The following is a 19,638-nucleotide window of genomic DNA, read 5'->3' on the forward strand; positions in this document are numbered from 1 at the left end:
GAACACATTTTCGTTGTGCTTCTTCCAGATTGTTAAAGAACAAATATAGCTGTTGGGTAAAACCCAACTGATAGCGCTGCAAGCAGCGCTATCAGTTAGTTTCTACGCCAGCTACAACAAACAACCGATAAGAGTGGACGCTTAACACGAGCACGTAAGCTCTGAAAGGAGGTGATCCAGCCGCACCTTCCGATACGGCTACCTTGTTACGACTTCACCCCAGTCATGAATCCTACCGTGGTAATCGCCCTCCTTACGGTTAGGCTAACTACTTCTGGTAAAACCCACTCCCATGGTGTGACGGGCGGTGTGTACAAGACCCGGGAACGTATTCACCGCGACATGCTGATCCGCGATTACTAGCGATTCCGACTTCACGCAGTCGAGTTGCAGACTGCGATCCGGACTACGATCGGGTTTCTGGGATTGGCTCCCCCTCGCGGGTTGGCGACCCTCTGTCCCGACCATTGTATGACGTGTGAAGCCCTACCCATAAGGGCCATGAGGACTTGACGTCATCCCCACCTTCCTCCGGTTTGTCACCGGCAGTCTCATTAGAGTGCCCTTTCGTAGCAACTAATGACAAGGGTTGCGCTCGTTGCGGGACTTAACCCAACATCTCACGACACGAGCTGACGACAGCCATGCAGCACCTGTGTTCCGGTTCTCTTGCGAGCACTACCAAATCTCTTCGGCATTCCAGACATGTCAAGGGTAGGTAAGGTTTTTCGCGTTGCATCGAATTAATCCACATCATCCACCGCTTGTGCGGGTCCCCGTCAATTCCTTTGAGTTTTAATCTTGCGACCGTACTCCCCAGGCGGTCAACTTCACGCGTTAGCTGCGCTACCAAGGCCCGAAGGCCCCAACAGCTAGTTGACATCGTTTAGGGCGTGGACTACCAGGGTATCTAATCCTGTTTGCTCCCCACGCTTTCGTGCATGAGCGTCAGTGTTATCCCAGGAGGCTGCCTTCGCCATCGGTGTTCCTCCGCATATCTACGCATTTCACTGCTACACGCGGAATTCCACCTCCCTCTGACACACTCTAGCTCGGTAGTTAAAAATGCAGTTCCAAAGTTAAGCTCTGGGATTTCACATCTTTCTTTCCGAACCGCCTGCGCACGCTTTACGCCCAGTAATTCCGATTAACGCTTGCACCCTACGTATTACCGCGGCTGCTGGCACGTAGTTAGCCGGTGCTTATTCTGCAGGTACCGTCAGTTTCCCGGGGTATTAACCCGGAACGTTTCTTTCCTGCCAAAAGTGCTTTACAACCCGAAGGCCTTCATCGCACACGCGGGATGGCTGGATCAGGGTTTCCCCCATTGTCCAAAATTCCCCACTGCTGCCTCCCGTAGGAGTCTGGGCCGTGTCTCAGTCCCAGTGTGGCTGGTCGTCCTCTCAAACCAGCTACGGATCGTCGCCTTGGTGAGCCGTTACCCCACCAACTAGCTAATCCGATATCGGCCGCTCTAATAGTGCAAGGTCTTGCGATCCCCTGCTTTCCCCCGTAGGGCGTATGCGGTATTAGCTACGCTTTCGCGTAGTTATCCCCCGCTACTAGGCACGTTCCGATACATTACTCACCCGTTCGCCACTCGCCACCAGACCGAAGTCCGTGCTGCCGTTCGACTTGCATGTGTAAGGCATCCCGCTAGCGTTCAATCTGAGCCAGGATCAAACTCTTCAGTTTAATCTCTGTATTTGTTTCGTATTCTTGGTCTGAATAAATCCAAACCAGGCCATACGTCGCTACTCAAAGGAAGTGAGGTATGTTCTTAAACTTGACGTCTAAGGCACTTCACTTCTAGTGAGCACTTGATTTCTTGTGCTTGCGATAAGGCCGAAACCCAATCGCTGCACTCGCATCAAGCGCCCACACTTATCGGTTGTTTAGTTGTTAAAGAGCGGTACTGCTAAAACTTCAAATCGCGGCGCTGATTTCTCAGCGCTTAGCGACTATCGAAACGTCAGGGTAAACCCTAATTTTTCGGCAACCGCCAAGCCCTCTACTATAACACAGCTTTTGCAGGTTGTGCAACAGGCTTCTGCCTGATTTGCACCCCATCTTGCAACCCCGCTTGCTTTGCAAGCAGCTTCGGAAATCCGAAGGCCGGTTACCGCACAGGTGGCTGAAATTCAGTTTCGGGGTAAACCCTGATTCGTCATCACCAGCCAAGCCCAAGACTATAGCACAATTTTTGCAGATCTTGCAACTGGCTTCTGCCTGATTTGCGTCGATCTTTGCAATAACCGCTTGGCGCCGTTTCCAGCTGCTTTTGCGGCAGACCTGCCCTTGGGCTGGCCTGTTGCACTTGCTTGGCTTCGCTGTTCGAAACTGCGTGAGCAGCGAAGGAGCGAGACTATAGCACAGAAATTCTGCGAGTGTGGCCAGCATGACACCCATTTTGCAGAAATGTGATTCTTTTAGGGGACGCACCGCGATCAGCCTGCGGGGCGGCACTCCTTCGCTCCCCTATATATAGGGAGGTGACTCCAGGCCCCTCTATATATATACGCAGTTGCGAGCCGGTGCGATCACAAGCCGCCCTTCTAGGCTGGGCAAGACCGGAGCGAGTGGTGCCGACCGACTGGCATGCAACATCCCGCCGCTTCAACGGCCAGGCCCGGCAGGAGCACCGCGCCGCGCTATCTATATACGAAGCTCCGTCGTTTCCTTGATCTGCTGCAGGGCGAAGAACGAGCGCATGTCCACGACTGCAGGGTGGCGCATGAGCGTGTCCATGGCGAAGCGCGAGAAGTGCGCCAGGTCGGCGACCTGAATGCGCATCAGGTAGTCCATGTCACCCGACATCGCGTAGCACTCGACGACCTCCGGCCACAACTGGACGTCGCGCGCGAAGTCGCTCATGGGCGCGTGACTGGAGCCGCTGTGCTTGTTCAGGCGGATGTTCACATAAGCGAGCAGCCCCAGCCCGACCTTGGCCGCATCGATGAGCGCCACGTATTTCTTGATGAAGCCTTGTTCTTCCAGGCGCCGCACCCGGCGCAAGCAGGGGCTGGGAGACAGGGAGACGCGGTCCGCCAGTTCCTGATTGCTGAGGCGCCCGTCCCGCTGCAGCTCGGCAAGAATCCTTAGATCTGTCCTATCTAGCTCAATTGCAGACATTTTCAACCCTTCGATCACACTATTGGGCAATATTATTGCCGAAACCACGTACTTTTGCGCCATGTTTGCAATTGTCTGCCCACCCTTCCTCCCTACAATCTGCGTCTAGACTTGAAGAACAAGTCGTCCACTTAAAACATGCAAGGGAGCAGACTTATGAGCAGCGCTTTCCAACCCTGGGACAACCCGATGGGCACCGCCGGGTTCGAGTTCATTGAATATGCCGCGCCGGACCCCGCCGCGCTGCGCAAGGTGTTTGAACTGCTGGGATTCAAAGCCATTGCCAAGCATCGCCACAAGGACGTGACGCTGTACCGTCAAGGCGGCGTGAATTTCCTGATCAACGCCGAGCCCGATTCCTTTGCCCAGCGCTTTGCCCGTTTGCACGGCCCTTCGATCTGTGCGATTGGCTTTCGCGTGCAGGACGCCAATGCCGCCTACAAGCGCGCGCTGGAACTGGGCGCCTGGGGTTTCGACTCCCATAGCGGCCCGATGGAACTGAACATCCCTGCAATCAAGGGCATCGGCGATTCGCTGATCTATCTGGTGGACCGCTGGGCCGGCAAGGAAGGCCACGGCGGCATTGGCGACATCAGCATCTATGACGTGGACTTCATTCCGCTGGATCCGGCCAACGCGCAGACCGACGTCAACTGGCGCGGCGCGGGTCTGACGTTGGTGGACCACCTGACGCACAACGTGCACAAGGGCCGCATGGCCGAGTGGTCGGAGTTCTACGAGCGCCTGTTCAACTTCCGCGAAGTGCGGTACTTCGACATCGAGGGCAAGGTGACGGGGGTGAAGTCCAAGGCGATGACCTCGCCGTGCGGCAATATCCGCATTCCCATCAACGAGGAAGGCACCGACGAGAAGGGCCAGATTCAGGAGTACCTGGATCTGTACCGCGGCGAGGGCATTCAGCACATCGCCATGGCGACCGATGACATTTATGCCACGGTGGAAGCGCTGCGCAAGACCGGCGTCGTGTTCCTGGACACGCCCGAGACCTACTACGAACTGCTGGATCGGCGCCTGCCGAACCACGGCGAGGACGTGGCGCGCCTGCAGAAGAATCGCATCTTGCTGGACGGCGCGCCCGGTGGCGGACTGCTGCTGCAGATCTTTACCGAAAACCAGATTGGCCCGATCTTTTTCGAGATCATTCAGCGCAAGGGCAATGACGGCTTTGGAGAGGGCAACTTCAAGGCCCTGTTCGAATCGATCGAGCTGGACCAGATGCGCCGCGGTGTTTTGAAGACCGTGGAATAACGCTTGAAGACAGGCGCCTGGCGTGCGTCGACATAGCCTGCTCAAACCCCGCTGAGTGGCGGGGTTTTTCTTTGAGCGCGCGGCGAGCTGACACGCGCCGCATCGGGAAAAGCACCGCGCGGGGAAAGGCCCCGCATGAAAAAAGGCCCCGCAGCGGTCGGCGCAACGCGTGTCCGCCGTACGGGGCCTTCAGTCAGGCGAAGTGATTGCCGCCGCTCAGCGCTTCAGGCGATCCTGGAATTGCTTGCGGAACTTGGCGACCTTGGGTGCGATCACGAACTGGCAATAGCCTTGCTCGGGATGCAGGGCGAAATAATTGCTGTGATAGTCCTCGGCCTGCCAGAAATGCGCCGGCGCCAGCAGCTTGGTGACGATGGGCGCATCGTAGACTTTTTGCGCCTCGACCTCGGCGATGACGGCCTCGGCCTGCTCGCGCTGCGATTCGTTTTGCCAGAAGATGGCCGATTCGTACTGCGGGCCAATGTCATTGCCCTGGCGCCCCGGGGTGGTGGGATCGTGGGTGGCGAAAAAGACGCGCAGCAGATCGCTGTACGAGAGTTCGGCGGGATCGAACTCGATGCGGGCGACTTCGATGTGGCCGGTGTCCTTGCCGCAGACCTGCTCGTAGCTGGGATTGTCGACGTGTCCGCCGCTGTAGCCCGGCAACACGCTTTTGACTCCGCGCAGGTCGGCAAACACTGCTTCGACGCACCAGAAGCAACCGCCGCCAAGAACGGCGACTTCATTGCCCGGTGATGGTTGTTCTGCCATGACGATTCCTTTGCTTTAGGCGGCCGCTGCGTGCGGCCCGCGCCCCCGGCTCTATACCGGGGCATGAAAATAAGACTACTGCTTTGCCGGCGCCAGCGACAAGATCCATTCGGACAAGGCGCGGGCGTCTTCGGGCGATACGTGGGTCTGAGCGGGCATGGGCACCGCGCCCCAGGCGCCGCGGCCACCGCTGCGGATCTTGCCCGCCAGATAATCCACCATGGCGTCGCCCTGCCCCGCGTATCGTTCCGCCACGCTCTTTAATGGCGGCCCGACCCGCTTGGCTTCCACCTGATGACAGGCCATGCAGGCCTTGCTCTTGGCCAGATCCAGGCCGGTGGTTTGCGCATGCGCCGCGCCAGCGCTCAGGACGCCGGCCGCGGCCAACAACAGACTAATCTTCAAAAGCATCGGTTACTGCCCCACGGCTGGCGGTGCTGGCGAGCTTGCCGAACTTGGCAAGCACGCCGCGTGTATAACGCGGCTTGGGCTGGACCCAGGCCTGGCGACGAGCCGCCATTTCTTCGTCGCTGATATTGAGCTGCAGCAGCAGCTTGTGGGCATCGATGGTAACCGAATCGCCTTCCTGGATCAGCGCGATGGGACCGCCTACATATGCTTCTGGCGCGACGTGCCCCACGACCATGCCCCAGGTGCCCCCGGAAAAACGTCCATCGGTGATGAGCCCGACGGTTTCGCCCAGCCCTTGTCCCACGAGCGCCGAGGTGGGCGCGAGCATTTCGCGCATGCCCGGGCCGCCCTTCGGGCCTTCGTAGCGGATCACGACGACGTCGCCGTCGCGGATCTGCTGGGCCATGATGGCCGTCATGGCATCGTCTTCCGAGTCGAACACGCGCGCGGGGCCCGTAATGACGGGGTTCTTCAGGCCGGTGATCTTGGCGACGCACCCTTCGGGCGAGAGATTTCCCTTCAGGATGGCGAGGTGGCCCTGCGGATAAAGCGCGCGGTCGATGGGCATGATGACGTCCTGGTCCGCGCGGGGCGCGTCAGGCACATCCGCGAGCGTTTCCGCGATGGTCTTGCCGGTGATGGTGATGCAATCGCCATGCAGCAAGCCTGTATTGAGCAGGAGTTTCATGACCTGGGGAATGCCGCCGGCGCGATGCAGGTCGGTCGCCACGTACTTGCCTGACGGCTTCAGGTCGCACAGCACCGGGACGCGCCGGCGAATGCGTTCGAAATCGTCGATGGTCCACGGCACTTCGGCGGCGTGCGCGATGGCCAGGAAGTGCAGCACTGCGTTGGTCGATCCGCCCGTGGCCATGATGACGGAGACGGCGTTCTCGATGGATTCGCGGGTGATGATGTCGCGCGGGCGCAGGTTGCGCTTGACCGCGTCGACGAGCACACGCGCGGACTCGGCGGCCGAAGTGACCTTTTCCTCGTCTTCGTTGGCCATCGTGCTGGAATACGGCAGACTCATGCCCATGGCTTCGAATGCCGAGCTCATCGTATTGGCGGTGTACATGCCGCCGCAAGAGCCCGAGCCGGGAATCGCGCATTTCTCGATCTGCTTGAAGTCCTCTTCGGGCATGCGGCCCATGGTGTATTCGCCGACGGCCTCGAATACGGACACAATGGTGAGGTCGTTGCCCTTGTAGCGGCCTGGCTTGATGGTTCCGCCGTAGACATAGATGCCGGGCACGTTGGTGCGCGCCAGGGCGATCATGCCGCCAGGCATGTTCTTGTCGCATCCGCCGATGACGACGACGCCGTCCATCCATTGGCCCTGCGCGGCGGTTTCGATGCAGTCGGCGATGACCTCGCGCGACACCAGCGAGTACTTCATGCCTTCGGTGCCCATGGACATGCCATCGGAGATGGTGGGCGTGCCGAACACCTGGGGATTGGCGCGCGAGGCGCGGATCGCGACGATGGCGGCGTCGGCCAACCGCTGCAAGCCGCTATTACAGGGCGTGATCGTCGAATGGCCGTTCGCCACGCCGATCATGGGGTTTTCGAAATCGGCCTCTTTGTAGCCCAGCGCGTAGTACATGGCGCGATTGGGCGCGCGCGCGACGCCTTGGGTGATATGGCGGGAACGTTCGTTGTGCGGCATGGTCAGTGTCTCCTGTCGGCCGTCGGGGCGCGGACATGGCGAACGCACCCGGGGAAGCTGGCTCGCTTGGCATGCGAATCTTCAGTGCTCGCCGGTTATTATCATTCAACTTTATTGTGTCGGGCAGAACATGCTGGAATATCCAAAAATCGACCCCATCGCCCTGCAGATCGGGCCGCTAGCCATTCATTGGTATGGGCTGATGTACCTGGCGGGCTTCGCGCTCGTGTATTTGCTGGGCCGCCACCGCATCAAGAGCGGGCACACCACGTCCCTGAACGTGCGGGACCTGGAAGACCTGATCTTCTATAGCGTGCTGGGCGTGGTGCTGGGGGGCAGGCTGGGATACGTGCTGTTCTACAAACCGGGCTATTACCTGTCGCATCCGCTTGAAGTGCTGTATCTGTGGCAAGGCGGCATGTCTTTCCACGGCGGCCTGATCGGCGTGATCCTGGTGATGCTGCTGTTCGCGCGCAAGAAGGGCCTGCCGTTCTTTGCGATCAGCGATTTCATTGCGCCGCTGATTCCGCTGGGACTGGGCTTTGGCCGGCTGGGCAATTTCATCAATGGCGAACTGTGGGGCCGTCCCACCGACGTGCCGTGGGCCATGGTGTTCCCCGACAGCGGCGACGGACTGCCGCGCCATCCGTCGCAGCTCTATGAGCTGGGCCTGGAAGGCATCGTGCTGTTTGCGCTGCTGTGGTGGTTTTCGAGCAAGCCGCGGCCGCTGGGTCAGGTCAGCGGATTATTCCTGATGGGCTATGGAACGTTCCGCTTCCTGGTGGAATTCACGCGCGAGCCGGACAACTTCCTGGGTCTGCTCGCGGGTGGATTGAGCATGGGACAGTGGCTGTCCCTGCCGATGGTCGCCCTGGGCGCCATCATGTTCAGTCTTACTGCAAAACGATCGTCCCGTTGACCGCGACGCTGACCGTCACGTTCCCTGCTTCAAGGGGAACGCTGACGTCGGCGCTGCTGAACGAACCGCCCTTGGCCATTGCCGCGCCGACCATGCGTTGAACCGGCACGGGGCCGCCGGAACCGCCGAGTTCAATCTTGGACAGGCGGTAGCCGGAAAAGCCGAAGGCATTGGCCGCGGCCAGTGCGCGATCCTTGAAGGCCTGCGCGGCTTCTTTCAGCAGCTTGCGCTCTTCGGCTTCACGGGCGGCCGGCGACAGCGAGAAGCTGATGTTGGAAATGGCGGTCTTGTCGGACAGCTTGGAAGCCAGCGCGGCGGCAGCCGCGAAGTCCTTGGACTCCAGCACGATCTCGCCCTGGCCGCGCCACGAGGCGATCTTTCCCTTGTTGTTCATGTTGGGCCAGACGTTGAAGCTGCTGGTGCGCACTTCCACGTCCTTCGTGTCGCGCGCACGCTTGACGGCGTCTTCGAGCGCGGCGGTCAGCTTCTGGCCGGCGGCCGGCTGGTCCGGCGCTTCAACTTCCGCGGACAGCGCAATGCGGACCGTGTCCTGCTTGACCTCGGAAGACGCCATGGCTTGCAAGGTCAGTTCGGGCGAGCGGTTTGCGGCGGGCTCGGCGGCGGCCGTTGCGGCAGGCGCCTGCGTCTGCGCGAAAACGGGTTGAGCCACAGCGATGGCGGCCACGGCTGCGCACGCCGCACCAACCTTGGTGAGCGAAAAAACGGGGTGTTTGAACATGGACTGGTCCTAGGAGGGAGGACGAAGGGGATTTGCCGAGAGGCACCCGACGCGGACCTGCGCTAATGGCAGGCCCGCTGGGATAGATGCCCCGCCTGTGCCGTCAAGGCCGGCATCTCGAACCCTGAGGTTCAAGGTGGTCGCGTTCCGAAGAGCATCGGGTTCGTCTGCAAGAGACAATCACTCCAGCTCTGCACTCCCGCAACCAATATGCCAAAAAGACATAGGTTCAGAGAATGTATGGCCTAGTCACGAACACGGCAGGGACAAACTGAAAAATCTTGAATGCTGCTTATGAACGTTAGAGCAGTTTTTCCTGACCCGACAAGGCGTCATCGAGTACTGCGTTCATGTCCTCAATTCTACGCTTGAAGTCGCCGACCGCCAAACCGCCCAGCGGACCATCGGGCGCTTTCATTGCAAGCAGCTCGCCAGCGACCTGCAATGCGGCCATCACGGCGATGCGTTCATTGCTGGAAACCTTGCCCGTGCCCTGGATGCGCAGCATGAGCTGATCGACATGACGCACGGCTGCCAGCAACGTGGGCTTTTCTTCGGCGGAGCATGCAAGCGAGTACTCGCGGCCGAGGATCGATACGTCTACACGTTCCATTAGTGTTGCTCTCCGGACGGCGCACCCGGCAAGCGGGCCAGGACGGCGTCGATGCGCTCGCGGGCCGACGCGGCGGCCACGCGCAAGCGCTGTAGTTCTGTGTCGCGCGATTGCAGGCTACCCTGCAGTTCGCTTTCGCGTGCGGCGAACCGCGACTCGAGCGCGTGGCGCTCGGCGGTCTCGCGCGCGAGTTGTTCGCGCAGCGCGGCTTCCGCCCGCTTGGCTTCTTCGAGCATGGCCGAGACGGCGCCGTCGTTATCTTGAAGCTTGCTTTGCAGCGTGACGACTTCGGCTTCGCGGTCAGCGGCGCGCTGCTTGAGCACGCGCTGCTCGGCTTCGAATTCGTTCACGCGTAGACGCAACGCGTCACGCTCGGCGTGGAGTTGGCGGGTGCGTTGCACCAGTTGCCCGATTCGGGCGGCGAGTTGGTCTAGATCTTGCAGCATGGGCGCTATCGTAAACCATCCTGGGATGGACCGGGCCTCTTCACGCAAGGTGAGAAACCCGGCAATATTCAGTAGGAAATACGGTTGGGTTTTGGCGCGCGAAGGTTACCGGCTCTTGCCTGCCATGAAAAGTCCCATCCGTCGAAATTGCCGCATCCGGCCGATCCGGCTTTCGCGATTCTTTCTATAAACTTTCACTTAGCTTTCAAAAAGCCCTCAAACTTTCGACCGCGTTACAAACGGGGATCGGGAGTTCCCCAATTCTAGGGAAAACCCCAGGCTTTCACCGACCTTACAGGGTTTGCAGCGTGGCAGGCGTCCATTACCATTCGGCCTTTCAAGAAACCACGTCGTCGCTTTCAGAATAATTAATGGCACCCCGAAGTGCCTTTTTTGTGCCTGTCACTCGCCTTTCGGCGGGTGTCCCATCCGGCTACAAACCTCTTTTATCTACATGCTGTAAACAGGAGCCAACCAATCATGCAGCTACGCAATCGACAGGACTTCTGGTCGGGGGTGATGTTCATCGCCCTTGGGCTAGGATTCGCCTGGCAGGCCAGCAGCTACCAAATGGGTACTGCTGCCCGAATGGGACCCGGATACTTTCCTTTCTGGCTGGGCATTGTTCTCGCACTGCTCGGCGCCATCGTGCTGCTTGGCTCGCTGTCCAAGAAAGCCCATGAAACGCATGTCGACAAGTTCGACTGGCGCATCGTCTTCCTGGTGGTGGGCTCGGTCGTTCTATATGGCCTGATCCTCAAACTTCTGGGCGTCTACATCTCGGTGTTCGTGCTGGTGGTCGTCAGCAGCCTTGCCAGCCATGAATTCAACCTGAAGGTCGCCGTGGCCAACGGCATCTTCCTGGTGCTGTTCACCTACCTGGCATTCATCAAGGGGCTGGGGCTGATTTTCCCGCTGTGGCCGTCGTTTCTGGGCATGAACTGAGGAGCAATCGGCCATGGAATTGTTTGACAACCTCATGATGGGTTTCTCGGTGGCGTTCACGCCCGAGAACCTCCTGTACGCACTGCTGGGCTGCATCCTGGGTACGCTGATCGGCGTGCTTCCGGGCATCGGCCCCGTTCCGACCATCGCCATGCTGCTGCCGATCACGTACGTGCTGCCCCCGGTGGCCGGCCTGATCATGCTGGCGGGTATTTACTACGGCGCCCAGTACGGCGGATCCACGACGGCCATTCTTGTGGCGCTGCCAGGGGAAACGTCTGCGGTGGTGACCGTGCTGGACGGTCACCAGATGGCCCGTAACGGCCGGGCGGGCGCTGCGCTGGCAATTGCCGCACTGGGCTCGTTCTTTGCCGGTTGCGTTGCCACGCTGCTGCTGGCTGCCTTTGCGCCCCCGCTGGCTGAAGTCGCGTTCAAGTTCGGCCCCGCCGAGTACTTCTCGCTGATGTGCCTGGGCCTGGTCGGCGCCGTGGTGCTGGCTTCGGGTTCGCTGCCCAAGGCCATCGCGATGATCATCCTGGGCCTGCTGCTCGGCATGGTCGGCACCGACGTCAACTCGGGCGTTGCCCGCTTCGACTTCGGCGTGCCGGAACTGCAGGACGGCATCGACTTCGCCATCGTTGCCATGGGCGTGTTCGGCTTTGCCGAAATCATGACCAACCTCGAGCAGAAGGAAAACCGCGTCGACATCACCGACAAGATCGGCACGCTGTATCCGAACAAGCAGGAATTCAAGGAAGCCGCCCCGGCCGTGCTGCGCGGCACGGCGCTGGGTTCGGCCCTGGGCATCCTGCCGGGCGGTGGCGCGGTGCTGTCGTCGTTCGCGTCGTACACGCTGGAAAAGAAGATCTCGAAGAATCCGGAACGCTTCGGCAAGGGCCACCCGGCCGGCCTGGCGGGCCCGGAATCGGCGAACAACGCCGCAGCCCAGACTTCGTTCATCCCGCTGCTGACGCTTGGTATCCCCGGCAACGCCGTGATGGCGCTGATGGTGGGCGCCATGACCATCCACAACATCCAGCCCGGCCCGCAAGTCATGTCGAGCCACCCGGAGCTGTTCTGGGGCCTGATCGCCTCGATGTGGATCGGCAACCTGATGCTGGTGGTGCTGAACCTGCCGCTGATCGGCCTGTGGGTCAAGCTGCTGAAGGTGCCCTACCGCATTCTGTTCCCGGCGATTCTGGTGTTCTGCACGATCGGTGTGTACTCGCTTAACTACAACCCGTTCGACATCTTCACCACAGCCATGTTCGGCATCATCGGGTATGTGTGGTCGAAGCTGAAGTGCGAAGGCGCCCCGCTGCTGCTGGGCCTGGTGCTGGGCCCCATGATGGAAGAGAACTTCCGCCGTGCCCTGCTGCTGTCGCGCGGCGACTTCTCCACCTTCGTGACGCGTCCGCTGTCCGCTACCCTGCTGGCCGTCGCCGTGTTCCTGGTGATCCTGGTGGCCCTGCCGGCCATCCGCAAGAAGCGCGAAGAGACCTTCGTCGAAGAAGACTAAGGCCCAGCGCGCCGCCCTTGATGCGGCGCCCCAGCCTTCAAAACCCCCGGGCTTGTCCGGGGGTTTTTCTTTGGGCACTCCCCGCAGTGAAGGCTACAAATACTTACGCCAAGCAACCAATCGTACAGGGGCGGATTCATCTACGTTAAGCTACGGGTTTACCCCACGCGATGATTCGGACATGAATTTCGACTGGAAGAATCCCTACACGACCACCCGCACGCCTGTCTTCGCCCGCAATGTCGTCGCCACGTCCCACCCCTTGGCCGCTCAGGCAGGGTTGCGGATCCTGGCGCAAGGCGGCAACGCGGTGGACGCGGCCATCGCGGCGGCCTCTACGCTCGCATTGACCGAGCCGGTCAGCAACGGGCTGGGCTCGGACTGCTTTGCGATCGTCTGGGATGGGGCGAAGCTGCATGGCCTGAACGCTTCCGGACCAGCGCCGGCGGCCTGGAACGTGGACTACTTCCGGCGCAAGCATCAAGGCGCGATCCCCGCGCGCGGCTGGGACAGCGTGACCGTGCCGGGCTGCGTGGCCGGCTGGGGCGCGTTGCATGAGAAGCTGGGCCGCCTGTCTTTCGCCGATATCCTGGCGCCCGCCATCGAATACGCCGAACGCGGTTTCGCGATCACGCCCATGGTGCACCAGAAGTGGGCCGCGCAAGCCGACGTGCTGCAGCCGCAGCCGGGCTTTGCCGATCATTTCCTGCCGCGCGGGCGCGCGCCGCACATTGGCGAACACTTCGTGCTGCAAGGCGCGGCAGCCACACTCAAGCGCATCGCCGCGACCAGCGGACGCGATTTCTACGAAGGCGAGACCGCCCACAAGCTGGTGGCGCACGCGCAGGCGCACGATGCAGCCCTGACGCTAAAGGATCTGCGCGAATTCGCGCCCGAATGGGTGACCCCGATCAGCCAGTCATACCGCGGCCATACGCTGCACCAGATTCCGCCCAATGGCCAAGGCATCGCCGCGCTGATCGCGCTGGGGATCCTGCAGAATTTCGATCTGGCTGCTCGCCCGATCGATCATCCCGAGACGCAGCACTTGCTGATCGAGGCGATGAAGCTCGCCTTTGCCGATGTCTATGCGCACGTGGCCGATGCACGCCACATGCAGGTCGCGCCCGAGCAGATGCTGCGCGCGGACTACCTGGCCGAACGGGCGCGCCTGATCGATCCGCGGTCGGCGCAAACCTTCGCCACCGGCCACGCGCCGCAAGGCGGCACGGTCTACCTGACCGCCGCCGACCGCAACGGGATGATGGTCAGCTTCATCCAGTCGAACTACATGGGGTTTGGATCCGGCGTCGTGGCGCCAGGCACCGGCGTCAGCCTGCAGAACCGCGGATACGGCTTCAGCACCGATCCCGATCATGCGAATGTGGTCGCGGGCGGGAAGCGGCCGTTTCACACGATCATTCCGGGTTTCCTGATGCGTGACGGCGCCCCGGTGATGAGCTTTGGCGTCATGGGCGGCAACATGCAGCCGCAGGGCCAGATGCAGGCGCTGGTGCGCATGCTGGACTACGGCCAGCAGCCGCAGGCCGCGTGCGACGCGCCGCGCTGGAAGTGGAACCGCGGCCTTGAGGTGGACCTGGAGGCGACGGTCTCGCCCGCTGTTGTCCAGGGGCTGCGCGAGCGCGGCCATGTGCTGCAGGGCATGGAAGATCCCTACATGGACTTCGGATCGGGCCAGTTCATCTGGCGGCTGGGCGATCCGGCCGTCGATGGCTACGTCAGCGCCAGCGACAGCCGCCGAGATGGACTCGCCGCCGGCTTTTGATTGCGTTAAGGTTAGTGTCCTGAAACAGACCTACCCTTATTCAGCGGAGTCCACTGCATGGCAACGATCGGTACCAAGAGCTACGACGCAGCCGTAGCCCAGAAAGTCGCTTTCCTCGGATTGGGCGTGATGGGCTTGCCCATGGCCGGTCACCTGGCCCGCGCCGGGCACGACGTCACCGTCTACAACCGCACGCCCGCCAAGGCGCAGGCCTGGGTTGCCGAGTTTGGCGGCCACAGCGCCGCCACGCCGCGCGAAGCCGTTGCCGGCGCACAGATCGTCTTTGCCTGCGTGGGCAACGATGACGACCTGCGCAGCGTCGTGCTGGGTCCGGACGGCGCGTTTGCGGGCATGGCGCCCGGCGCCGTGTTCGTCGACCATACGACGGCTTCCGCCGACGTGGCGCGTGAGCTCCATGCGCACGCCAAGGAACTGGGCCTGAACTTCATCGACGCCCCCGTGTCGGGCGGCCAGGCGGGCGCCGTCAACGGCGTGCTGACGGTCATGTGCGGCGGCGAGCAGGCGGTGTTCGACGCGGTCAAGCCGGTGGCCCAGTGCTTTGGCCGCGCGGTCACGCTGGTGGGCCCCCCGGGCGCCGGCCAACTTGCCAAGATGGTCAACCAGATCTGCATCGCCGGCATCGTGCAGGGCCTGTCGGAGGCGATCGCGTTCGGCCAGGCGGCAGACCTGGACATGAAGCAGGTGCTGGACGTGATCAGCAAGGGCGCGGCGCAGAGCTGGCAGATGGAGAACCGCGGCGGGACCATGGTCGACGACAAGTTCGACTTCGGCTTTGCGGTGGACTGGATGCGCAAGGACCTAGGCCTGGTGCTGGCAGAAGCGCGCAACAACGGCGCGCGCCTGCCCTTGACCGCGCTGGTGGACCAGTTCTACGGCGACGTCCAGAAGCTGGGCGGCGGCCGCTGGGACACGTCCAGCCTCATCAAGCGGCTGCGCGACTAAAGATCTGGTTTTTCGCGCCTACGAAAAAGGCGAGCCTCGCGGCTCGCCTTTTTTCATGCCGGGTGCGCGCGGTCAGGCGGCAAGCGAGGCTTGGCCGGCGGCCGGCAGCAGCGCATCGATGCGTTGCTTGGCCAGGGCCAGCCCTTCCAGCGCGGCCACTTCGCCCATCGCCATGCCTTCGGCGGCAATGAAGGTCACGTCAGTCATGCCCAGGAAGGCGAGCATCTGGCGCAGGTACGGCGTCATCGTGTCCGAAGGCGTGCCCTCGGCCTTGCCGCCACGCGCGGTCAGCACGACCACCTGCTTATCCTTGACGAGCCCCTCGGGCACGCCTTCCGGCGTATAACGGAACGTGACCCCGGCGCGCGCCAGGTGGTCCAGATAGGACTTGAATTGCGCCGGCAGGTTGAAGTTGTACACGGGCACGGCGAACACGATGCGATCGGCGTCCATCAGTTCAGCGATGAGCGAGTCGCTCAGCTCGACCAGCCGCTGCTGCTCGACGGTGCGGGCCTCGGCGGGCGTAAACAGGGCGCCGGCGGTGTTGCCATCGAAGTAAGGAATGGGTTGCGCGCCGATGTCGCGGACCTTGATGGCCGAGGCCGGGTTGGCAGCCTTGACACGGGCAATCAGGTGATCGGCCAATTGCTTGCTGTTGGAACGTTCGCCGAGAATCGAGGAAAGGATGACCAGGGTCTTCATTGCAGTATCTCCAGTGGGTTCCCCCGGGCGGGGGTCTGGATCTGTCAGCGCCGCACCCGTCAGGATGATCGGGCGGGGCCTTGCCGCTTGGGCGGCGTTGGCAGATCCGTTGTGCATGCCGTCACTGTAGATGGACCGATTGAACACATAAATACGGGTATGATGAACTGTTCGTTCCAAACATAGAACAATCATGCAAGATCTCAATGACCTCTACTACTTTTCGCAAGTCGTCGAGCAAGGAGGCTTCAGCGCGGCGGCACGCGCGCTGGACATCCCGAAATCCCGTCTCTCCCGCCGAATTTCACACCTGGAAGAAAGCCTGGGCGTGCGCCTCTTGCAGCGCACCACCCGCCGGCTGCGGCTGACGTCCGCCGGCGAACGCTATCTGCATTACTGTCGCGAGATGGCCGCCTCGGCTCGGGCTGCGGACGACGCCATGCGGCAGTTGCAGGCCGAGCCCACCGGTCCGGTCATCGTGAGTTGCCCGGTGTCGATCGCGCAGGACGTGCTGGCGCCGCTGCTGCCGGAATTCCTGGACGCGTGGCCGGCGATCTCGGTGCAATTGCTGGTCACCAACCGGCGCGTGGACCTGATCCGCGAGGGCGTGGACCTGGCGCTGCGGGTCCGCACGAAGCTGGACACGGACGCGGAACTGGTCGTGCGGCATCTGGGCACGGCGCGCGGCACGCTGGTGGCCAGCCCCGGCTATCTGCAACGCCACGGCGCGCCCGACACGCCGCAGGATCTGGCGTCCCACGTCACGTTGAGCTTCAGCGATCCGCAAAATGAAGTGCGCTGGCCCCTGCGCAACGACAAGGGCGAAGAGGTGCACATCGAACTGAAGCCGCAACTGTCATGCAACGATTTCATCGTGCTGACGGAGGCGGCCGTGCGCGGACGCGGCATTGCCCTGCTGCCGTCGATTGCCACGCAGGAGGAACTGCGCCGCGGGCAGCTAGTGCCGGTGCTGCCGCAATGGCAATCGCCCGAGGGCATCGTGCACTGCATCTATCCGTCACGGCGGGGCATGATGCCCGCCGTGCGAACGCTGCTGGATTTCCTGTCGCAGCGCCTGCCCTCGATGTACGAGCGTCTGGATAAAGCCGCGTCTCCCGCGCCTCAGTAGCCGCGCGAGCGCTCGACCACGCCGGTGATGGCTTCGCCGCGCTTCAGTTGCGCGACCTTGCCCGCGATCTGCGCGATGCTTTCGTCGCGCAGCGTGCGCGCCGCGATATGCGGCGTGACGTGGACCCGCGGGTCGTGCCAGAACGGGTGATCCTTGGGCAGCGGCTCGGTGTGAAAGACGTCGAGCGTGGCGCCCGCGATCTCGCCCTCTTCAAGCATCTGCACCAGATCGTCCTCGACCAGATGCTCGCCGCGTCCGACGTTGACCAGATGCGCGCCGGGCAGCAGCCGCGACAGGGTCTCGCGATTCAGGATGCCCTGCGTGTCGGGCGTGAGCGGCAGCACATTGACCAGAAAGCGCGTGCGGCCAAGGAATTCGGGCAAGGCGGCTTCGCCTGCGAAGGATTCCACACCGGGAATCTGGCGCGGCGACCGCGACCAGCCCGCGACGGGGTAGCCGAACTCGGCCAGCGTCTGCGCCACGCGCGCGCCGACCTGTCCCAGCCCCAGAACCCCCACGGGCCAGTCGGCTTGCCGGGTGCCTTCGCGGGTGTCCCAATGCTGCCGTGCCTGCGCCTGGTCGAAGGCTTCGAAATCGCGCGAGACGCGCAGCAATGCATACAGCGCGTATTCGGCCATCTGCACCGCCATGCCGGCGTCTTCGAGGCGAACGATGCGCACGTGATCGGGAATCTCGGGCATCTTCAACAAGGCATCGACGCCCGCGCCCAGATTGAAGAGCGTCTTCAAACCGGTTTCGTGCTGGAAGAGCTGGACGGGCGGACGCCAGACCAACGCGACTTCGGCGCCGGAGGGCGGACCGTCCGGGTTCCAGACCGAAATACGGCAGCCGGGCATCGCGGCCTCGAGGCGAGGCACCCAGGCGTCGGGATCGTGATGGGGACAAGCAAAGAGAATGTGCATGGTGGCAGCGGGCAGGCGATGAAAACCCCAAGCATGAGGGATGCCGCCGCACAAATCAAACGGCCCGGGCGCAAGCCGGGCCTGCACAAGTAAAACGGCCCGGCGTGAGCCGGGCCTGCACAAGTAGAACGGCCCGGCCTAAGCCGGGCCGCGTGTGCCGGATGCCGGGGCCGGGGATCAGGCCGTCTGCGGCACTTCGGGCTTGTTCTTGTGCTTGTTGCGGCGCAGGAAGGCCCAGACCTGCATCGTGATCAGCAATGCGCTCGCGCCGATGAACCATGCGCTGATCGGACGTTCGACGAACACGGCCAGGTCACCGCGCGAGAGCAGCAGCGCGCGGCGGAAGTTCTCTTCGACCATGGGGCCGAGCACGAAGCCCAGCAGGATGGGCGCGACCGAGAATTCCAGCGTCATGAGCACCGCGCCAATCACGCCGAAGGCCAGCACTTCCCAGATCTGGAAGAGACTGTTCTGCGTGCTGTACACGCCCACTGCGATGAAGAACAGCGCCGACGGGAAGAGGTAGCGGTAAGGCACCTGCAGCAGCTTGACCCACACGCCGATGAGCGGCACGTTCAGCACCATGAGCAGCACGTTGCCCACCCAGAAGCTGGCGATCAGGCCCCAGAAGATGTCCGGATGCTCGGTGATGAGCTGCGGGCCGGGCTGGATGCCCTGGATCAGCAGCGCGCCCAGAATCAGCGCCATCACCGCGTCGCCGGGAATGCCCAGGCTCATCGTCGGGATGAAGTCGACCTGCGTCTTCGAGTGCGACGACGCTTCTGGCGAGGCCACGCCGGCGATCATGCCGGTGCCGAACTTCTCGGGCGTCTTGGAGATCTTGCGTTCCAGCGCGTAAGCAACGAACGTGGTGATCGTCGGGCCGGTACCGGGCATGGCGCCGAACAGCGTGCCGACGGCCGTGCCGCGCACCATGGGCCAGAAGGCGGTCTTCAGTTCCTGCTTGCTGGGCCGCATGTCGCGCAGGCGCAGCTTGGCGCCGCTGCCGATGATGGTCATGCGGTTCACGCTCATCAGGAAGTCGGCAACGCCGAACAGACCCATCGAGATCGCGACCAGTTCCAGGCCGTCGGACAGGTCGAGCAAGCCGAACGAAAACCGGATGGTGCCCGTGTTCACGTCGGTGCCCACCACGCCGCACATCAGGCCGAACAGCGTCATCGCCACGCCCTTGAGCGGCGAGCCGCGCGACATGGTGGCGCCTGCCAGGAGGCCCAGCAGCATGATCGAGAAGATCTCGGTCGGGCCGAACTTGAACGCGACTTCAACCAGCAGCGGCGAGGCAAAGATCATGACGATGATGCCGACCGATGCCGCGAAGAACGAGCAGATCATCGTGATGCCGAGCGCTGTCCCGCCCTTGCCCTGTTTGGTCAGTGGATAACCGTCCAGGCAGGTAACCGCGTGCGGCGGATGCGAAGGCAGGTTGAGCAGGATCGCGCCGATGGCGCCGCCGTATTGCGAGCCATAGAAAATGCCGGCCAGCATCAGGATGGCGGGCACGGGCTGCATGACGTAGGTGAGCGGCAAGAGGATCGAGATCGCGGACAGCGCGCCCATGCCGGGCAGCACGCCGATGAGGTTGCCCACCAGCACGCCGAAGAACGACCACATCAGGTTGTGCCATTGGAACGCGACGCCGAAGCCGTACCAAAGGTCTACCAAAGCTTGAGAAATCATG

Annotated in this window: 17 protein-coding genes, 1 rRNA gene and 1 other RNA gene; 7 read left to right on the forward strand and 12 right to left on the reverse strand. The window is 62.2% G+C overall.

What is annotated here, in order from left to right; genetic code table 11:
• Positions 1 to 164: 164 nt before the first annotated feature.
• Both FBY20_RS07520 and FBY20_RS07525 read right to left on the reverse strand, forming a co-directional pair.
• Positions 165 to 1,695 (reverse strand): 16S ribosomal RNA (locus FBY20_RS07520).
• 960 nt (positions 1,696 to 2,655) lie between these two features.
• Complete coding sequence (locus FBY20_RS07525) at positions 2,656 to 3,132, reverse strand: Lrp/AsnC family transcriptional regulator (protein WP_056327939.1); 477 nt, start codon at positions 3,130 to 3,132, stop codon at positions 2,656 to 2,658.
• Positions 3,133 to 3,288: 156 nt separating this feature from the next.
• Here FBY20_RS07525 and hppD point away from each other — a divergent pair, with 156 nt between their 5' ends.
• Positions 3,289 to 4,401, forward strand: a complete 1,113-nt coding sequence (gene hppD / locus FBY20_RS07530; protein ID WP_062840947.1) for a 4-hydroxyphenylpyruvate dioxygenase — start codon at positions 3,289 to 3,291, stop codon at positions 4,399 to 4,401.
• Between the two features lie 216 nt (positions 4,402 to 4,617).
• Here the strand turns inward: hppD and msrA are convergent, their stop codons facing one another.
• The 3 genes from msrA to ilvD all read right to left on the reverse strand — a co-directional run bounded on the left by msrA (position 4,618) and on the right by ilvD (position 7,252).
• Complete coding sequence (gene msrA, locus FBY20_RS07535) at positions 4,618 to 5,172, reverse strand: peptide-methionine (S)-S-oxide reductase MsrA (protein ID WP_056327925.1); 555 nt, start codon at positions 5,170 to 5,172, stop codon at positions 4,618 to 4,620.
• A gap of 75 nt (positions 5,173 to 5,247) precedes the next feature.
• The gene (locus FBY20_RS07540) at positions 5,248 to 5,583 is read right to left on the reverse strand and encodes a c-type cytochrome (protein ID WP_056327924.1); all 336 of its coding nucleotides are present in this window, start codon (positions 5,581 to 5,583) and stop codon (positions 5,248 to 5,250) included.
• A complete protein-coding gene (ilvD, locus tag FBY20_RS07545; protein WP_142051206.1) occupies positions 5,567 to 7,252 on the reverse strand; it encodes a dihydroxy-acid dehydratase in 1,686 nt (561 codons plus the stop codon). The genes FBY20_RS07540 and ilvD overlap by 17 nt, the downstream gene beginning before the upstream one ends.
• 130 nt (positions 7,253 to 7,382) lie before the next feature.
• Between ilvD and lgt the strand changes: the two genes are divergently transcribed.
• Positions 7,383 to 8,171 carry a prolipoprotein diacylglyceryl transferase gene (gene lgt / locus FBY20_RS07550; protein ID WP_056327922.1) on the forward strand — a complete coding sequence of 263 codons (789 nt, stop codon included), beginning with the start codon at positions 7,383 to 7,385 and terminating at the stop codon, positions 8,169 to 8,171.
• Here lgt and FBY20_RS07555 read toward each other — a convergent pair.
• From FBY20_RS07555 to FBY20_RS07570, 4 genes are all read right to left on the reverse strand, one after another.
• Positions 8,146 to 8,910 (reverse strand): SIMPL domain-containing protein, encoded by a 765-nt coding sequence (locus tag FBY20_RS07555; RefSeq protein ID WP_142051209.1) that lies wholly within the window; start codon positions 8,908 to 8,910, stop codon positions 8,146 to 8,148. The genes lgt and FBY20_RS07555 overlap by 26 nt on opposite strands.
• Before the next feature lie 84 nt (positions 8,911 to 8,994).
• A non-coding RNA gene (gene ssrS / locus FBY20_RS07560) (6S RNA) lies at positions 8,995 to 9,180 on the reverse strand.
• Positions 9,181 to 9,211: 31 nt separating this feature from the next.
• Positions 9,212 to 9,523 (reverse strand): cell division protein ZapA, encoded by a 312-nt coding sequence (locus FBY20_RS07565; protein WP_056327920.1) that lies wholly within the window; start codon positions 9,521 to 9,523, stop codon positions 9,212 to 9,214.
• A complete protein-coding gene (locus FBY20_RS07570) occupies positions 9,523 to 9,969 on the reverse strand; it encodes a hypothetical protein (protein ID WP_056327919.1) in 447 nt (148 codons plus the stop codon). Before FBY20_RS07570 ends, FBY20_RS07565 begins: the two co-directional genes overlap by 1 nt.
• 480 nt (positions 9,970 to 10,449) lie before the next feature.
• Between FBY20_RS07570 and FBY20_RS07575 the strand changes: the two genes are divergently transcribed.
• From FBY20_RS07575 to FBY20_RS07590, 4 genes are all read left to right on the forward strand, one after another.
• A complete protein-coding gene (locus tag FBY20_RS07575; protein WP_056327918.1) occupies positions 10,450 to 10,914 on the forward strand; it encodes a tripartite tricarboxylate transporter TctB family protein in 465 nt (154 codons plus the stop codon).
• A 13-nt stretch (positions 10,915 to 10,927) separates the two neighbouring features.
• On the forward strand, positions 10,928 to 12,433 hold the full coding sequence (locus FBY20_RS07580; protein ID WP_056327917.1) for a tripartite tricarboxylate transporter permease: 1,506 nt from the start codon (positions 10,928 to 10,930) through the stop codon (positions 12,431 to 12,433).
• Positions 12,434 to 12,614: 181 nt separating this feature from the next.
• Positions 12,615 to 14,219, forward strand: a complete 1,605-nt coding sequence (locus FBY20_RS07585) for a gamma-glutamyltransferase family protein (RefSeq protein WP_128829945.1) — start codon at positions 12,615 to 12,617, stop codon at positions 14,217 to 14,219.
• Between the two features lie 57 nt (positions 14,220 to 14,276).
• On the forward strand, positions 14,277 to 15,182 hold the full coding sequence (locus tag FBY20_RS07590) for an NAD(P)-dependent oxidoreductase (protein WP_062840955.1): 906 nt from the start codon (positions 14,277 to 14,279) through the stop codon (positions 15,180 to 15,182).
• Positions 15,183 to 15,254: 72 nt separating this feature from the next.
• On the opposite strand, the gene FBY20_RS07595 is transcribed toward FBY20_RS07590, so the two are convergent.
• The gene (locus FBY20_RS07595; RefSeq protein ID WP_142051212.1) at positions 15,255 to 15,884 is read right to left on the reverse strand and encodes an FMN-dependent NADH-azoreductase; all 630 of its coding nucleotides are present in this window, start codon (positions 15,882 to 15,884) and stop codon (positions 15,255 to 15,257) included.
• 193 nt (positions 15,885 to 16,077) lie between these two features.
• Here FBY20_RS07595 and FBY20_RS07600 point away from each other — a divergent pair, with 193 nt between their 5' ends.
• Entirely contained in the window at positions 16,078 to 17,013 is a 936-nt protein-coding gene (locus FBY20_RS07600; protein WP_056327913.1) for a LysR family transcriptional regulator, read from the forward strand.
• Here the strand turns inward: FBY20_RS07600 and FBY20_RS07605 are convergent.
• Positions 17,007 to 17,936 carry a glyoxylate/hydroxypyruvate reductase A gene (locus tag FBY20_RS07605; RefSeq protein WP_056327912.1) on the reverse strand — a complete coding sequence of 310 codons (930 nt, stop codon included), beginning with the start codon at positions 17,934 to 17,936 and terminating at the stop codon, positions 17,007 to 17,009. The genes FBY20_RS07600 and FBY20_RS07605 overlap by 7 nt on opposite strands.
• 177 nt (positions 17,937 to 18,113) lie before the next feature.
• Positions 18,114 to 19,637: a tripartite tricarboxylate transporter permease gene (locus tag FBY20_RS07610; protein ID WP_142051215.1), complete on the reverse strand. Its 1,524-nt coding sequence runs from the start codon at positions 19,635 to 19,637 to the stop codon at positions 18,114 to 18,116.
• Position 19,638: the final 1 nt, after the last annotated feature.

The sequence above is a fragment of the Achromobacter sp. SLBN-14 genome (genome assembly GCF_006715415.1).
In the GTDB taxonomy this organism is placed as follows: Bacteria; Pseudomonadota; Gammaproteobacteria; order Burkholderiales; family Burkholderiaceae_B; genus Achromobacter; species Achromobacter mucicolens.

Bases quoted from the DNA above. Each gene is read 5' to 3' on its own strand.
- FBY20_RS07590 (WP_062840955.1), top strand. From the start codon at position 14,277: ATGGCAACGATCGGTACCAAGAGCTACGACGCAGCCGTAGCCCAGAAA.
- FBY20_RS07540 (WP_056327924.1), bottom strand. From the start codon at position 5,583: ATGCTTTTGAAGATTAGTCTGTTGTTGGCCGCGGCCGGCGTCCTGAGC.
- FBY20_RS07565 (WP_056327920.1), bottom strand. From the start codon at position 9,523: ATGGAACGTGTAGACGTATCGATCCTCGGCCGCGAGTACTCGCTTGCA.
- FBY20_RS07585 (WP_128829945.1), top strand. From the start codon at position 12,615: ATGAATTTCGACTGGAAGAATCCCTACACGACCACCCGCACGCCTGTC.
- FBY20_RS07570 (WP_056327919.1), bottom strand. From the start codon at position 9,969: ATGCTGCAAGATCTAGACCAACTCGCCGCCCGAATCGGGCAACTGGTG.
- FBY20_RS07525 (WP_056327939.1), bottom strand. From the start codon at position 3,132: ATGTCTGCAATTGAGCTAGATAGGACAGATCTAAGGATTCTTGCCGAG.
- FBY20_RS07580 (WP_056327917.1), top strand. From the start codon at position 10,928: ATGGAATTGTTTGACAACCTCATGATGGGTTTCTCGGTGGCGTTCACG.
- hppD (WP_062840947.1), top strand. From the start codon at position 3,289: ATGAGCAGCGCTTTCCAACCCTGGGACAACCCGATGGGCACCGCCGGG.
- lgt (WP_056327922.1), top strand. From the start codon at position 7,383: ATGCTGGAATATCCAAAAATCGACCCCATCGCCCTGCAGATCGGGCCG.
- FBY20_RS07610 (WP_142051215.1), bottom strand. From the start codon at position 19,637: ATGATTTCTCAAGCTTTGGTAGACCTTTGGTACGGCTTCGGCGTCGCG.
- msrA (WP_056327925.1), bottom strand. From the start codon at position 5,172: ATGGCAGAACAACCATCACCGGGCAATGAAGTCGCCGTTCTTGGCGGC.
- FBY20_RS07600 (WP_056327913.1), top strand. From the start codon at position 16,078: ATGCAAGATCTCAATGACCTCTACTACTTTTCGCAAGTCGTCGAGCAA.
- FBY20_RS07595 (WP_142051212.1), bottom strand. From the start codon at position 15,884: ATGAAGACCCTGGTCATCCTTTCCTCGATTCTCGGCGAACGTTCCAAC.
- FBY20_RS07575 (WP_056327918.1), top strand. From the start codon at position 10,450: ATGCAGCTACGCAATCGACAGGACTTCTGGTCGGGGGTGATGTTCATC.
- FBY20_RS07555 (WP_142051209.1), bottom strand. From the start codon at position 8,910: ATGTTCAAACACCCCGTTTTTTCGCTCACCAAGGTTGGTGCGGCGTGC.
- FBY20_RS07605 (WP_056327912.1), bottom strand. From the start codon at position 17,936: ATGCACATTCTCTTTGCTTGTCCCCATCACGATCCCGACGCCTGGGTG.
- ilvD (WP_142051206.1), bottom strand. From the start codon at position 7,252: ATGCCGCACAACGAACGTTCCCGCCATATCACCCAAGGCGTCGCGCGC.